18 protein-coding genes are annotated in these 12,873 nt (G+C 64.4%); 3 read left to right on the top strand and 15 right to left on the bottom strand.

The window, feature by feature from the left end:
• Nucleotides 1–2: 2 nt before the first annotated feature.
• From VHN57_RS21680 to VHN57_RS21665, 4 genes are all read right to left on the bottom strand, one after another.
• Nucleotides 3–458, bottom strand: coding sequence for a hypothetical protein (locus VHN57_RS21680; RefSeq protein ID WP_423285384.1), 456 nt, complete (start codon nucleotides 456–458; stop codon nucleotides 3–5).
• A gap of 131 nt (nucleotides 459–589) precedes the next feature.
• On the bottom strand, nucleotides 590–2,074 hold the full coding sequence (gene sufB / locus VHN57_RS21675) for a Fe-S cluster assembly protein SufB (protein WP_010339231.1): 1,485 nt from the start codon (nucleotides 2,072–2,074) through the stop codon (nucleotides 590–592).
• Nucleotides 2,071–2,481, bottom strand: a complete 411-nt coding sequence (locus VHN57_RS21670) for an RrF2 family transcriptional regulator (RefSeq protein WP_069338812.1) — start codon at nucleotides 2,479–2,481, stop codon at nucleotides 2,071–2,073. Before VHN57_RS21670 ends, sufB begins: the two co-directional genes overlap by 4 nt.
• Nucleotides 2,482–2,585: 104 nt before the next feature.
• Nucleotides 2,586–3,530 (bottom strand): helix-turn-helix domain-containing protein, encoded by a 945-nt coding sequence (locus VHN57_RS21665; RefSeq protein WP_010339232.1) that lies wholly within the window; start codon nucleotides 3,528–3,530, stop codon nucleotides 2,586–2,588.
• A 345-nt stretch (nucleotides 3,531–3,875) separates the two neighbouring features.
• Between VHN57_RS21665 and VHN57_RS21660 the strand changes: the two genes are divergently transcribed.
• A complete protein-coding gene (locus tag VHN57_RS21660) occupies nucleotides 3,876–4,928 on the top strand; it encodes a quinone-dependent dihydroorotate dehydrogenase (protein WP_423285381.1) in 1,053 nt (350 codons plus the stop codon).
• A 70-nt stretch (nucleotides 4,929–4,998) separates the two neighbouring features.
• Nucleotides 4,999–6,708 (top strand): gamma-glutamyltransferase, encoded by a 1,710-nt coding sequence (ggt, locus tag VHN57_RS21655; protein ID WP_423285379.1) that lies wholly within the window; start codon nucleotides 4,999–5,001, stop codon nucleotides 6,706–6,708.
• Between the two features lie 46 nt (nucleotides 6,709–6,754).
• Here ggt and VHN57_RS21650 read toward each other — a convergent pair whose 3' ends face one another.
• The 10 genes from VHN57_RS21650 to VHN57_RS21605 form a co-directional block, all read right to left on the bottom strand.
• A complete protein-coding gene (locus VHN57_RS21650) occupies nucleotides 6,755–7,252 on the bottom strand; it encodes a hypothetical protein (protein ID WP_423285377.1) in 498 nt (165 codons plus the stop codon).
• Between the two features lie 51 nt (nucleotides 7,253–7,303).
• A complete protein-coding gene (locus tag VHN57_RS21645; RefSeq protein ID WP_099230634.1) occupies nucleotides 7,304–7,738 on the bottom strand; it encodes a SufE family protein in 435 nt (144 codons plus the stop codon).
• A gap of 47 nt (nucleotides 7,739–7,785) precedes the next feature.
• Entirely contained in the window at nucleotides 7,786–8,019 is a 234-nt protein-coding gene (locus VHN57_RS21640; protein ID WP_423285375.1) for a hypothetical protein, read from the bottom strand.
• Nucleotides 8,020–8,047: 28 nt separating this feature from the next.
• A complete protein-coding gene (locus VHN57_RS21635) occupies nucleotides 8,048–8,299 on the bottom strand; it encodes a hypothetical protein (RefSeq protein WP_037519415.1) in 252 nt (83 codons plus the stop codon).
• 29 nt (nucleotides 8,300–8,328) lie between these two features.
• The gene (locus tag VHN57_RS21630; RefSeq protein ID WP_017500990.1) at nucleotides 8,329–8,640 is read right to left on the bottom strand and encodes a hypothetical protein; all 312 of its coding nucleotides are present in this window, start codon (nucleotides 8,638–8,640) and stop codon (nucleotides 8,329–8,331) included.
• 28 nt (nucleotides 8,641–8,668) lie between these two features.
• Complete coding sequence (locus tag VHN57_RS21625; RefSeq protein ID WP_004209379.1) at nucleotides 8,669–8,959, bottom strand: hypothetical protein; 291 nt, start codon at nucleotides 8,957–8,959, stop codon at nucleotides 8,669–8,671.
• A gap of 42 nt (nucleotides 8,960–9,001) precedes the next feature.
• On the bottom strand, nucleotides 9,002–9,382 hold the full coding sequence (gene pspC / locus VHN57_RS21620; RefSeq protein WP_004209378.1) for an envelope stress response membrane protein PspC: 381 nt from the start codon (nucleotides 9,380–9,382) through the stop codon (nucleotides 9,002–9,004).
• A gap of 1 nt (nucleotide 9,383) precedes the next feature.
• Nucleotides 9,384–9,650: an envelope stress response membrane protein PspB gene (pspB, locus tag VHN57_RS21615; protein WP_017500988.1), complete on the bottom strand. Its 267-nt coding sequence runs from the start codon at nucleotides 9,648–9,650 to the stop codon at nucleotides 9,384–9,386.
• A 4-nt stretch (nucleotides 9,651–9,654) separates the two neighbouring features.
• Nucleotides 9,655–10,323, bottom strand: a complete 669-nt coding sequence (gene pspA, locus VHN57_RS21610; RefSeq protein WP_161734168.1) for a phage shock protein PspA — start codon at nucleotides 10,321–10,323, stop codon at nucleotides 9,655–9,657.
• Nucleotides 10,324–10,407: 84 nt separating this feature from the next.
• Nucleotides 10,408–10,581, bottom strand: a complete 174-nt coding sequence (locus VHN57_RS21605; RefSeq protein ID WP_007708701.1) for a hypothetical protein — start codon at nucleotides 10,579–10,581, stop codon at nucleotides 10,408–10,410.
• Between the two features lie 187 nt (nucleotides 10,582–10,768).
• Between VHN57_RS21605 and pspF the strand changes: the two genes are divergently transcribed.
• Complete coding sequence (gene pspF, locus VHN57_RS21600) at nucleotides 10,769–11,800, top strand: phage shock protein operon transcriptional activator (RefSeq protein ID WP_423285370.1); 1,032 nt, start codon at nucleotides 10,769–10,771, stop codon at nucleotides 11,798–11,800.
• 30 nt (nucleotides 11,801–11,830) lie between these two features.
• Here pspF and VHN57_RS21595 read toward each other — a convergent pair whose 3' ends face one another.
• Nucleotides 11,831–12,709 (bottom strand): 3-hydroxybutyryl-CoA dehydrogenase, encoded by an 879-nt coding sequence (locus VHN57_RS21595; RefSeq protein ID WP_423285368.1) that lies wholly within the window; start codon nucleotides 12,707–12,709, stop codon nucleotides 11,831–11,833.
• Nucleotides 12,710–12,873: the final 164 nt, after the last annotated feature.

Raw genomic sequence — 12,873 nt, 5'->3', positions numbered from 1 at the left:
CTTTAGTCCTTGTGCGCGCGCTGGAGCGTCCGCGCGGTCCAGAAGGCCATGTCGCGCACGTCGCCCGGCGCGGGGAAGAGCGTGTCGATATGGCGCTTGATCGGCATATAGGGCCACCAGTCGGCGTCCGGTTCCGGCGCGCCCTTTTCCAGCAGCGCGACGACGAATTCGCTGACCGGGCCCATGCGGGCGAGGTTGGGCGCCTTCGCCTTGTGGAAGGCCTTGTCGCTCCGCAGCTTCTCGGTCATCGCGACATCGCCCTTTTCCAGCGCATCGCGGCATTCGGCCTGATAGGCGTCGAGGTCGCCGAAATCCTTGGCGGCACGCTTCTGCAGTTCGCCCTCTTCCAGCTCATAATCCTCGGTCAGGATGCGGATCGCGGCGGTCCATGCCTGGCCATTGCCGACATCCTCCGCGAAATCGGCGAGGGCATCCTGGATATCGTCTTCGTCGCTCAAAATTCTCGTCCTTCAAATTTCTGTTCTATCGTCAGCCCGGACTTGATCCGGGGTCCCGCTGCCTTTCCGTCCCGCTCAAGAAAAGCGGGATGCCGGATCAAGTCCGGCATGACGGGAAGGCGCAGGCAAAATTAGCCCACGCTGCCTTCCAGGCTGATACCCAGCAGCTTTTGTGCTTCCACCGCGAACTCCATCGGCAGCTGTTGCAGCACTTCCTTGGCGAAGCCGTTGACGATCAGGCTGACCGCGCTTTCCTGGTCCAGGCCGCGCTGCATCGCGTAGAAGAGCTGGTCGTCGCTGATCTTGCTCGTCGTCGCCTCATGCTCGATCTGGGCCGAGGGATTGCGCACCTCGATATAGGGCACCGTATGCGCGCCGCACTGGTCGCCCAGCAGCAGGCTGTCGCACTGGGTGAAGTTGCGCACGCCTTCGGCGCTTGGGCTCACGCGGACGAGGCCGCGGTAGGTGTTGTTGGACCGGCCCGCCGAGATGCCCTTCGACACGATAGTCGAGCGGCTGCCCTTGCCATTGTGGATCATCTTGGTGCCGGTGTCGGCCTGCTGCAGATTGTTGGTGAGTGCGACGGAGTAGAATTCGCCGACGCTGTTTTCGCCGTTCAGCACGCAGGACGGATATTTCCAGGTGATGGCGGAGCCGGTTTCAACCTGGGTCCACGACACCTTGGAGTTGCGGCCCTGGCAGAGCGCGCGCTTGGTCACGAAATTATAGATGCCGCCCTTGCCATTCTCGTCACCGGGATACCAGTTCTGGACGGTCGAATATTTGATCTCGGCATCGTCGAGCGCGACCAGTTCCACGACGGCGGCGTGAAGCTGATTTTCATCGCGCATCGGTGCGGTGCAGCCTTCCAGATAGGAGACATAGGCGCCATCGTCCGCGACGATCAGCGTGCGCTCAAACTGGCCGGTATTTTCCGCATTGATGCGGAAATAGGTCGACAGTTCCATCGGGCAGCGAACGCCCTTGGGAATGTAGACGAAGGTGCCGTCGGAGAAGACCGCGCAGTTGAGGGTGGCAAAGTAGTTGTCGTGCATCGGCACGACCTTGCCCAACCACTTCTTTACGAGGTCGGGGAATTCGCGCACCGCTTCGCTGATCGAGCGGAAGATGACGCCCGCTTCCTCCAGCTCCTTGCGGAAGGTGGTGGCGACCGAAACCGAGTCGAATACGGCATCGACCGCGATCTTGCGGCTGCCCTTCACGCCGGCGAGCATTTCCTGCTCGGCGATGGGGATGCCCAGCTTCTGATAGGTGGCGAGGATTTCGGGATCGACCTGATCCAGCGAATCCAGCTCCACCTTCTTCTTGGGCTCGGCGTAATAATAGGCGTCCTGATAGTCGATCGGCGGGACGTTGAGCTTGGCCCAATCCGGCGCTTCCATCTTCTGCCACATGGCGAAGGCCTTCAGGCGCCAGTCGAGCAGCCATTGCGGCTCATTCTTCTTGGCCGAGATGAAGCGGACCGTATCCTCGTTCAGGCCCTTGGGCGCGAAATCCTGCTCGATGGCCGACGACCAGCCATGTTCATAGGTGGAGGCGCGCTCGGCGGCCTCCAGCGCTTCCTGATTACGGACGGTGCTCACTTCTTCAGTCATGCCATTTCTCGTGTCAGGCTGGCGATGGTCACGTTCGCGAGCGCTTCGCGGATCGCGTTGTTCGCCAGATTCATGTGCGGACGGATGCGGCAATCCTGTTCCAGATTGCAGTCATGCGCCCCCTGTTCGCTGCATGCGGTCATGGCGATGGGGCCTTCGACCGCCTCCACCACGTCCGCCAGGGTGATCGTCGCGGGCGGGCGCGACAGGCGCACGCCGCCACCGGTGCCCCGGCTCGATTCGAGCAGACCCGCCGCCGACAGCCGGCTCACCAGCTTCTGCGCGGTGGGCAGCGGGATGCCGGTTTCGGCGCTGAGCGTGGTCGCGTTCATCTTGACCGCACCGCAGTGGCGGGCGGCGGCAGACATCAGCACGACGGCATAATCGGCAAAGCTCGATAATTTCATGCGTGTTGCGAACCATTCTCAAATCGGATCGAATCAATCCGATTGGGCATGTGGTCCCACTCGCCCCCGGAATCAAGGCATTTTTGCTTGGATCGAAGGGGCGATCAGCTCAGCCGGTTGAGCACCGCGACGTCGCCGCCCAGCGTGCGGCGGAGCAGGGTCAGCTGGACCACGGCGGTCGGCTCGGTCTGGAGCTGGTGCGGGGTCATGCCGATGAAATGCTTGATCTCGCGAATGAAATGCGACTGGTCGTAGAAGCTGCCATCGTCGCACAGCGCCTGCCAGCTTTCATGGTCGAGCGCGATCCGCGCGCTGCAGCGCAGGGCGCGATATTTGCGGGCGAGCAGCTTGGGCGGGGCGCCATAAAGTTTGTTGGTGATGCGGGCGAGCTGGCGCGGCGACAATTCGGTCATCTCGCTCAGCACCTCGATCCGGGGCGAGCCTTCGCCGATCAGCCAGCTGTCGATCGCCCGCAGGATCGCCCAGGTCGCTTCGGGCAACGGCTTGATCCGTTCGGCAAGGAAGGACCAGGTGAGCGCGGCCATGGCGTCGCCATCCTCCATGCGCTGCAACTGGGCGAGCAGGTCGAGAAAGCCGTCATCCCGCTCCGCCGCCAGATCGCACAGGCCATCAGCCAGCTTGTCGGCGTCGCCGCCATGCAGCGCCAGCCAGCCGGCCGGCAGCAGCGACACGCCCAGCAGCCGGGTCGGGGCATCCAGTTCGAAGCGGGTCGCGCCCTGCGTGGGGCCGATCAGGCCGACGGCGGGGGGCCGCTGCACCGATCCATCCTGGAAATGATAGCGCCCATCGCCCCGCAGCATCAGCCGCAACTGCGCGACATCGGCGCGGGTGACGTCGGCATAATGGTCGGCGGCCACGGAAAATATGTAGAGCGAGCCGAAATAGGGCCGGACCTTTTCCGGCGGGGTGAAATAGCGCAAGCGGACCGGGCCCTGTTCGGCATCCACCGAATAGGACAATGGCCCGCGATTATCCGGCACCACCCCCCGCGCCGCACTCAGCGGCAGATCCCAATGTTGCGGCCCCATAGTTTCACCCCAGTGGCGGCATTATGAGCGCGGCCAGCGACCGTGCAAGAGCCATGACGTCACCATGACGATTTTTCGCCACAGCGTTGCAACAAAAAAATGACCCGGCAGCTTTCACTGCCGGGTCAGGAAAAGGTCTCATCAGCCAAAATGGCCTAGAGCCTTCGGGTCGCAAGACGGCTTTAAGCCCGAATCGGTGGAAGATTATTGGACAGATCGGACATCTGACGACCGAAAAGGATCGCATTCATGACGTTTTCTGTCATGAAATGACGCAAGGGAATATGTTGTTGCAATAACGCAACACGACTCGACCTGCGCAGGCACCGCTGGCATAGCGCGGCCATGTCCTATCGCCTGATCCGTCCGCTCTTCTTCGCGCTCGATGCCGAGCGCGCCCATAATCTGTCGATCGCGCTGCTGCGGATGATGCCGACCCCGGCCCCGCTGAAGGCCGACCCGATGCTGGCACAGACGGTGGCGGGCATCGCCTTTCCCAATCCGGTGGGCCTGGCGGCAGGCTATGACAAGGATGGCCGGGTCGCGCACAAGATGCATGGGCTGGGCTTCGGTTTTGCCGAACTGGGCACGCTGACCCCGCTGGCACAGCCGGGCAATCCCCAGCCGCGCCTGTTCCGGCTGGTCGAGGACAGGGCCGTTATCAATCGCTTCGGCTTCAACAATGGCGGCCAGGGCGCTGCCGCCGACCGCATCGCCCGCTATCGCCGGCCGGTGGGGGATGGACCGGTGATCGGCATCAATATCGGCGCGAACAAGGAAGCGACGGCGGCCGGGCGCGCCAATGCCGATTATGCCACCGGCGTTACCTGCATGGCGCCGCTGGCCGATTATCTGACCGTCAACATCTCCTCGCCCAACACGCCGGGGCTGCGCGCGCTGCAGGGCCGGGCGGCGCTGGATGACCTGCTGGGCGCGGTGATGGCGGCGCGGCCCGAAGGTGGCTCGCCGATCTTCCTGAAGGTGGCGCCGGACCTGGAGCCGGCCGATATCGAGGATATTGCCGCCGCCTGCATCGACCATCGGATCGACGCGCTGATCGTGTCGAACACCACCATCACCCGCCCGGCGCTGCAATCGCCCCATGCGAGCGAGACCGGCGGCCTGTCGGGCGCGCCGCTGACCGATCTGTCGATGGGCAAGCTGCGTGACTTCCGCCGGCTGCTGGGCAACCGGCTGCCGCTGATCGGCGTGGGTGGCATCGCCAATGCGGAGCAGGCCTATGCCCGCATCCGCGCCGGCGCCTCGCTGGTGCAGGTCTATAGCGCGCTGGTCTATGAAGGCCCCTATCTCGCCAGGCGGATCAATGATGGCCTGAAGGCGCTGATGGCGCGCGATGGGGTGCGGCATATCGGCGACGTGGTGGGGATCGACGCCTGATCCGTCCTTCCCGGACATGATCGAAACAAGACGGGTTGCGAAACGAAATGCGAGCTTTAGGGTGCCGGCCATGACCTCCCGCCTGACCGGCCTGCTGGCCCCCTTCGCCCTGATTGCCCCCCTTGCCCTGGCGCCCGTAACCGCCCTGGCGCGCGAGCCGGTGGCGTTGAATGCCACCGTGTCCGCCGCCGATCCGCGCGCGGCCGCGGCGGGGCAGGAAATATTGCGCAAGGGCGGCAGCGCCACCGATGCGGCGATCGCGATGATGCTGGCGCTGAACGTGGTCGAGCCGCATAATAGCGGCATCGGCGGCGGCGGCTTCCTGATGCATCATGATGGCGCCAGCGGCGTGCTGGAATCGATCGACGGGCGCGAGACCGCGCCGGCCGCCGCCCGGCCCGACCGCTTCATGGGCGCGGACGGCAAGCCCCTGCCCTTCGTCCAGGCCTGGCCGGGCGGCTATTCGGTCGGCGTGCCGGGCAATCTGCGCATGGCGTGGGAAGCCCACAAGAAATGGGGCAAGCTGCCCTGGGCCGACCTGTTCCAGCCCGCGATCCGGCTGGCCGACGATGGCTTCCAGTTGGGCGAGCGCACCGCCACGGCGCTGAAGGCGTTGCAGAATATCTGGGCCGATTTCCCCGAGATCCGCAGCTATTACTGGATCGACGGGCAGTTGCCGGCGGTCGGCACGACGCTGAAGAACCCGCCGCTCGCCGCCCTGTTCAAGCGGATCGCGGCGGAAGGGCCGGACGCCTTCTATCTGGGCGAGAATGCGCAGGCGATCGCCAAGGCGGTCACCACTGCGCCCAGGAACCCGGTGCCGATGACAACCGACGATCTGGCCAATTATCAGGTCAAGGACCGCAAGCCGGTGTGCGGCCATTATCGCGCCTATACGGTGTGCGGCATGGGCCCGGCGTCGGCCGGCGGCATCACCGTGCTGCAGGTGCTGGGCATGGTCGAGCGCTTCCCGCTCGCGCAGTGGGGCAAGGATGATCCGCGCTCCTGGCACGTCATCGGCGAAGCGATGCAGCTCGCCTATGCCGATCGCGACACCTGGCTGGGCGACCCCGAGTTCGTCCATGTGCCGATCGCCGGGCTGATCGATCCCGCTTATTTGAAGCAGCGGTCGGGCGAGATCCGGCTGAACAAGGCACTCACTGCCTATAAGCCCGGCCTACCCGCCGGGGCGCAGCCGCGCACCAGCGCCCTGCCCCAGCCAGAAAGCGGCACCAGCCATTTCGTCGCGGTGGACCGCAATGGCGACATCGCCGCCTGGACTTCGACGATCGAGAGCTTCTTCGGCAGCCAGCTGGTCGCCAATGGCGTGGTGCTGAACAATGAGCTGACCGATTTCAGCTTCACGCCCGAGAAGAATGGCGCGCCGGTCGCCAACCGGGTGGAACCGGGCAAGCGGCCGCTGTCGTCCATGTCGCCGACCATCGTCTATGACGCCAAGGGCATGCCGATCTTCACCGTTGGTGCCGCCGGCGGCAAGACCATCATCATGCAGGTCGCCAAGGCGCTGATCGCCCATTTCGACTGGGGCCTGTCGGCGCAGGATTCGATCGCGCTGGGGCTGGAATTCTTCAATGGCGAGGGGCTGGTGCTGGAACAGGGCACGTCGCTGGAAGCGATGAAGGCGCCACTGGAGAAACTGGGCCACCACGTCACCATCTCGCGCCTGGGCCTCAAGGCCAATGCCGCCGAGCGGACCGCCGACGGCCACTGGATCGGCGCCGCCGACCCGCGCAGCCCCGGCGTATCGCTGCAGGAATAAGGCAGGCGATCATGGCGAGCGCAGCGTCGCGCTCGCCAGTCGCGCGTCAGGCGCCCTTCTTGAGGTCTAGCCCGGCGACATTGAATTCGAACGGGAAGCGCTGATCCTTGGGGCCGACGGCGAGGTCGACCTTCACGCTCTTGGCCTTGGCAATCGCCTCATAGGCATTTTGCGAAGGCATGATCTCGATCCCGTCCTTCGCCTCGGTCATGCGGCCCTTCCAGCGATGGGCCTTGCCATCGTCGGTGGTGGCATCGACCGCGCAATCGGACAGGTCGCACTGGAAGGGCGCGCCGACCAGCTTCACCCTCACCGTCTTTTCGCCGTTGGACATGGGCTGGACCATCAGCACCGAGAAGGTGTCGGCGGCGGTCATGGTCTGCACGCTGTTAGCGCTGCCGATATAGGCGACCTTCTGGCTGGCGCCGGCGGTTTCATATTTCCAGACCTGGCCGATCTGGTCGCGCTGGGTCGGTTCCTTCTTGTCCCCGCCCGAACAGGCGGCCAGCAGGCCGAGCATGGCGAGGGGCATGATATGGCGCATTGTCGCATTCTCCTTGTCAGGCAAGAACGCGGGGATGCGCGGGAGTTTCCGTCAGGCGTAGCGGGCAGCGGTCTCGCGGATCAGGGCGATCATGTTGGGAATGCCCTGGGTGCGGTTGGAGCTGAGCTGGTTCTTGAGGTCGAAGGGCGCCAGCGCGCCTTCGATATCGGTTGCACCGATCTCGGCCGGAGCACGATCCTGCACGGTCAGCAGCACCAGCGCGATGATCCCCTTGGTGATGGCGGCATTGCTGTCGGCGAGGAAATGGAGCCGGCCATCGTCGAGCACCGTGGGATAGACCCAGACCGCCGCCGAACAGCCCCGCACCAGCGTCATATCGGTCTTGAGCGCGTCGGGCATATCCTCCAGCCCCCGGCCGAGATCGATCAACAGGCGATAGCGATCATCGGCGTCGAGAAATTCATACTCTTCCTGGAGGTCGGCGAGAACGGGCATCGGGGCGGGTTGATCGGTCATGCCGCCCATATAGGGGGAAAAGCGGTGCGGGAAAGCCGCTTTTCCCCGCCGGCGGATCAGAGATCAACGCCGGCGGCGATGGCTTCGAGCTTGCGGATGCGTTCCTTGAGGTCGGCGACCTCGATCCGGGCGGCGGCCGAGGGCGGCGCGGCTTCCTCGCTGCGGCGGCTCAGTTCCGCCCGCTTGAGGTCGAGCCAGCCGTTCCAGCCGCGCAGCGACGCGAAGGCGACGATGGTGAGGCCGGCGAGGCCGGCGGTGGCCATGGTGAGGTAGAAGAAGGGATCCTGCATGATGTCCTCCCTGTGTCCTTTGCCGCGATCAGTCGCGGTCCTTGAGCTTCTCGAATTCGCGCTCCAGCGCGGTCGAACTGTCGGTGGCGAGCCGTTCCAGCACGGCGACCCGGTCCTTGAGCGCCTTCACTTCGGCGCGGAGACGTTCAGCCTCCGGATCGGGACCGCGCTGGATGAATTCCTCACCCTTGTGGCGGCGCACGACACCATATTTGGCGCGGACGACGCTGGCGACGGCGGTAATCCCGACGATGGCGACGACCATTTGAAACGGATCCATATCTGTCCTCCCTTGGGCGTGCGGGGCGATCAGTTCGCCGGGCCGCGCAGCCGCTCGATTTCGCGATTGAGCTGATGGCTTTCGTCGGTGACGATCCGCTCGACCACGGCGAGCCGGTCCTTCATCGAGCCGATTTCGGCGCGCAGCTGGGCATTTTCCTGGCTGATCAGCTTGATGCGCTCGACCATTTCCTCATTCTTCTGCGGATAGACCGCCTTGCCCCAGCTATTTTCCAGCGGGTAGCCGTGCCGGATGCGAAGCCAGGTGGTAAAAACCCAACCCGCGACACCCAGCGATCCGACGATGACCGCAGCAGGCGCAAGAACTTCAACTGGAACCATGATCTTTACTCCCCTTGCCTGGTCAGCGTCAGCGCAGCGCGTCGATATCGCGCGCGGTCCGGGCGGCGGGATCGGTGGCGATCCGTTCGAGGACTGCGATGCGTTCTTCGAGGCGGCTGATGCGGCCAGTCAGCTTTTCGTTTTCACTTGAAAGAAGGTCGATTTTTCGACCGGCGTCGGGATCTGTTCGATGAACGGTGCCCGTCCATTCATTTTCAACCGGATAACCATGGCGGGCACGGACCCAGGTGGTGAACATCCAGCCCAGCGTCGACATGGCGATGATGGCCAGAACGAAGGTCGGTCCTGCGAAATTCATGGCCTTAACTCCCCGTTATTGCTGCCCGGTCCTGGCTATGCTTCAGCGCAGGCTGTCGATCTCGTCGGCGAGGCGCGTGTTGCGGCTGGTATAATAGACCTCGATGTCGGCGAGGCGGCGGTCGATGTCGCGGAACTTGGAGCGGACATCGCGGGTGGAGCGCGCCGGGTTGGTGCGCACGCCCTGCCAGAATTTCTCGTCGTCCCGATCCGAATAAAGGCCCTGGGGCTTGGCATCGGCGAAATAGGCGGCGGCGAAATAGGCGATCAGCGTCCAGGGGAAGGCGCCCATCAGGGTCACCAGCACTGCGCCGACCCGGACCCAGACCACGTCGATCCCGGTATAGTCGGCGATGCCGGAGCACACGCCCATCCACTTGCCATTCTGCTTGTCGAGATAGAATTTGGTGCGGCGGGCGCTCATGTCAGTTCCTCCGGTCGAAATCGTAATTATCGTCCTGTGCCGGACGTTGCGGGCGGAAGTCGGGATTGTCGGCTGCGACGATCCGTTCGACCGTCTGCAGCCTGTCTTCGAGACGGCGGGCGAGCAGGTGGAGTTCATCCAGCAGCCGCTCATCCTCGTCGGTGATCTTGGGCGCCTGCTTCCACTTGGTGACATAGTGGAAGATCAGCCAGGGCATGCCGATGAACAGCATGCCGACCACGGCGATGGGGACCAGTACGTCTTCCATCGGATCAGACTCCCTTGTTCATGCTGGCCTTGAGCGCGGCGAGATCGGCATCGACCTTGTCGGCCGACTTCAGCTCCGCGATTTCCTCTTCCAGCGTCTTGGGCTGCGCGCCCAGACCCATGGCATCGGCGCGGCCTTCGGCCATATCGACGCGGCGTTCGAGCATGTCGAAGCGGGCAAAGGCTTCGTTGACCTTCTCGCCGGCATAGGCTTCGCGCACCCGCAGGCGGTTCTGCGCGCTTTCCATGCGGCTGACCAGGCTGTTCTGGCGGGCACGCGCCTCGCGCAGCTTGCCCTGCAGCTTGGCGATATCCTCTTCCGACGCCTTCAGCGCCTCGTCCAGCACCTCGATCTCGTGGGAGAGATGCTCGGCCATGTCGGCGGCCTTCTGGCGTTCGACCAGAGCAGCCTTGGCAAGATCCTCGCGATCCTTGCTGAGGGCGAGCTGGGCCTTTTCGGTCCAGCCATCCTGCAGCGCCTGCAGCTTGCCGATGTGGCGACGCATTTCCTTCTGATCGGCGATCGTGCGGGCGGCGGACGCGCGCACCTCGACCAGCGTCTCCTCCATTTCGAGGATGATCATGCGGATCATCTTCGCCGGGTCTTCCGCCTTGTCGAGCAGGTCGGTGACATTGGCGGCGATGATGTCTCGGGTGCGGGAGAAAATACCCATTTTAACGGTGCTCCTGGTCTTCTCTTCAAGGGGGCCGGGGCGGACGAGAGGGGGCATTTCCGCCCCGGCCTGGGTCGTGCGGCCTTACGCCAGATAGCGCAGGGTCGCGGGGGTATCCTGGGTCGCGAGGACCGGGGCTTCGCTGGCGCGGGCCGGGCCGACCGCCGAAAGGATCATGGTCGATCCGAACAGGACGGCGGCAATGGCGACCGACATCAGCTGACCGATTTCGCGAACGCTGTTGCTGTTCTTTTCCATCTTCAACACTCCTTGAACCTGGCCTTCTAAAGGTGCCGCCTGTCTGTGCAGCGGCTTCGTTCCCAACATTGCAGAGGCCGTGCCAATTTTCGAAAAGCGCAGAAAACAGCCATTTTTTCAGGATTTGGCACGGCTATGCAAAGATTTCTCTTGCTGAAAGTTGGGAAATTTCCCCATATTTTGGCGCATGGAGAAAAATACCCAGTTTGTCGGCCAGTCGCTGGCCTTTCTCGACGCTGTCGAGCTGGCCGGGCGCGCCGCCGAACTCAACCGCCCGGTGCTGGTGATCGGCGAACGCGGCACCGGCAAGGAGCTGATCGCCGAGCGCCTGCATCACCTGTCGCCGCGCTGGGGCGAGCCGCTGATCGTGATGAACTGTGCCGCCCTGCCCGAGACGCTGATCGAGGCGGAACTGTTCGGCCATGAGCAGGGCGCCTTCACCGGCGCGACCAAGGCGCGGCCGGGCCGGTTCGAGGAGGCCGATGGCGGCACCTTGTTCCTGGACGAGCTGGGCACATTGTCGATGGCGGCGCAGGAACGGCTTCTGCGCGTGATCGAATATGGCGAGGTGACGCGGATCGGATCGTCGCGACCGGTGATGGTCGATGTCCGCATCGTCGCGGCGACCAACGAGGATCTGCCCGCCGCTGCCGATGCCGGGCGCTTCCGCCCCGACCTGCTGGACCGGCTGAGCTTCGAGGTCATCACCCTGCCGCCGCTGCGCGCGCGCGAGGGCGACATAACGGTATTGGCCGACCATTTCGGCCGGCGCATGGCGGCAGAACTCAACTGGCCGCAATGGCCCGGTTTTTCCGCCGCCTGCGCGGCCGAACTGGAAGGCTATGGCTGGCCGGGCAATGTGCGCGAACTGCGCAATGTGGTGGAACGGGCGGTCTATCGCTGGCCCGAGCCGGGGCGGCCGATCTCCGCGATCGTGTTCGACCCGTTCGCCTCGCCCTGGAAACCGCGCCCGTTGATGCCGGGAGCCGCCGCGCCGTCAGCGGAAAATGCGGCACCGGCACCGGTGACCGCATCGGTGATGAACGGCCATGGCGATGTCACCGATCTCAAATCGGCGGTCGACGCGCATGAGGCAGCGATCGTGCGGGCGGCGCTGGAGCGGTTCCGCTATAATCAGCGGGCGACCGCCAAGGGGCTGGGCCTGACCTATGACCAGTTGCGCCATTGCATGAAGAAACATGGGCTGAGCGCGGGATAGGGCGGCACGGGGCCGCCCTACCGGGAAGATTTAGCGGGTCGGGACGGGTTCCGGCCCCGAATAATCATAGAAGCCCCTGCCGGTCTTGCGGCCATACCAGCCGGCCTCGACATATTTGACCAGCAGCGGCGCCGGACGATATTTGGGATCGCCGGTGGTGGTGAGGAAGACGTTGAGGATTTCGAGCGCGGTGTCGAGGCCGACGAAATCGAGCAGGGTCAGCGGCCCCATCGGATGGTTGAGGCCAAGCTTGCAGCCCTGATCGATGTCGGTGACGCTGCCGACGCCTTCGCCAAGGACGAACACCGCCTCGTTCAGCATCGGCAGCAGGATGCGGTTCACGACGAAGCCGGGCGCGTCAAAGGCATGGACCGTGGTCTTGCCGATCTTCGCGGCGAAACCCTCGACCGCGGCGACCGTCTCGGGTGACGTGGCAAGACCACGAATGACCTCAACCAGCACCATCACCGGCACCGGATTGAAGAAATGGACGCCGACGAAGCGGCTGGCATCAGGCGCGGCCTGGGCGAGGCGGGTGATCGGGATGGACGAGGTGTTGGTGGCGAGGATGGCGTCGGGCGCCAGGATCTGGCCGACATTGGTGAAGATGGTGCGCTTGACCTCTTCCCGTTCGGTTGCAGCCTCGATCACCAGTTGGGCGCCGGCGAGCGGCGCGATCTCACCGACCGGGGTGATGCGGCCAAGTGCGGCATCGGCGTCGACCTGGCTGATCTTTTCCTTCTCGACCGCGCGGGCCAGCAGCTTGGCGATGCCGGTCTTGCCCTTTTCGGCGCGGGGCAGGTCGATGTCAGACAGGATCACGTCATAGCCGGCCTGGGCGGCGACCTGGGCAATGCCCGCCCCCATCTGGCCGGCGCCGATCACGCCCACGGTCTTTATGTCGGTCATGTCCCATTCTCCTCACCAAATGTTCGTTCCAGTCACCCCTACCGACAAGTAAGGCCGTGCGCCAAGCCCCTTCGCGGGCGGCGAACGGGCCATCGCGACGGATGGATGGTTCGCCCGCGCTATTTTCCGCCTTTGCGCGAACCGCACGCCATGCTTAATAGCCG

This window comes from Sphingobium salicis subsp. salicis, assembly GCF_049472635.1.
Taxonomy (GTDB): Bacteria; Pseudomonadota; Alphaproteobacteria; order Sphingomonadales; family Sphingomonadaceae; genus Sphingobium; species Sphingobium yanoikuyae_A.
This window is presented reverse-complemented; position numbering and strand designations above follow the sequence as displayed.

Coding starts and splice junctions, on each gene's coding strand:
- sufB (WP_010339231.1), bottom strand. CDS start 2,074: ATGACTGAAGAAGTGAGCACCGTCCGTAATCAGGAAGCGCTGGAGGCC.
- VHN57_RS21670 (WP_069338812.1), bottom strand. CDS start 2,481: ATGAAATTATCGAGCTTTGCCGATTATGCCGTCGTGCTGATGTCTGCC.
- VHN57_RS21665 (WP_010339232.1), bottom strand. CDS start 3,530: ATGGGGCCGCAACATTGGGATCTGCCGCTGAGTGCGGCGCGGGGGGTG.
- VHN57_RS21660 (WP_423285381.1), top strand. CDS start 3,876: ATGTCCTATCGCCTGATCCGTCCGCTCTTCTTCGCGCTCGATGCCGAG.
- ggt (WP_423285379.1), top strand. CDS start 4,999: ATGACCTCCCGCCTGACCGGCCTGCTGGCCCCCTTCGCCCTGATTGCC.
- VHN57_RS21650 (WP_423285377.1), bottom strand. CDS start 7,252: ATGCGCCATATCATGCCCCTCGCCATGCTCGGCCTGCTGGCCGCCTGT.
- VHN57_RS21645 (WP_099230634.1), bottom strand. CDS start 7,738: ATGGGCGGCATGACCGATCAACCCGCCCCGATGCCCGTTCTCGCCGAC.
- VHN57_RS21640 (WP_423285375.1), bottom strand. CDS start 8,019: ATGCAGGATCCCTTCTTCTACCTCACCATGGCCACCGCCGGCCTCGCC.
- VHN57_RS21635 (WP_037519415.1), bottom strand. CDS start 8,299: ATGGATCCGTTTCAAATGGTCGTCGCCATCGTCGGGATTACCGCCGTC.
- VHN57_RS21630 (WP_017500990.1), bottom strand. CDS start 8,640: ATGGTTCCAGTTGAAGTTCTTGCGCCTGCTGCGGTCATCGTCGGATCG.
- VHN57_RS21625 (WP_004209379.1), bottom strand. CDS start 8,959: ATGAATTTCGCAGGACCGACCTTCGTTCTGGCCATCATCGCCATGTCG.
- pspC (WP_004209378.1), bottom strand. CDS start 9,382: ATGAGCGCCCGCCGCACCAAATTCTATCTCGACAAGCAGAATGGCAAG.
- pspB (WP_017500988.1), bottom strand. CDS start 9,650: ATGGAAGACGTACTGGTCCCCATCGCCGTGGTCGGCATGCTGTTCATC.
- pspA (WP_161734168.1), bottom strand. CDS start 10,323: ATGGGTATTTTCTCCCGCACCCGAGACATCATCGCCGCCAATGTCACC.
- VHN57_RS21605 (WP_007708701.1), bottom strand. CDS start 10,581: ATGGAAAAGAACAGCAACAGCGTTCGCGAAATCGGTCAGCTGATGTCG.
- pspF (WP_423285370.1), top strand. CDS start 10,769: ATGGAGAAAAATACCCAGTTTGTCGGCCAGTCGCTGGCCTTTCTCGAC.
- VHN57_RS21595 (WP_423285368.1), bottom strand. CDS start 12,709: ATGACCGACATAAAGACCGTGGGCGTGATCGGCGCCGGCCAGATGGGG.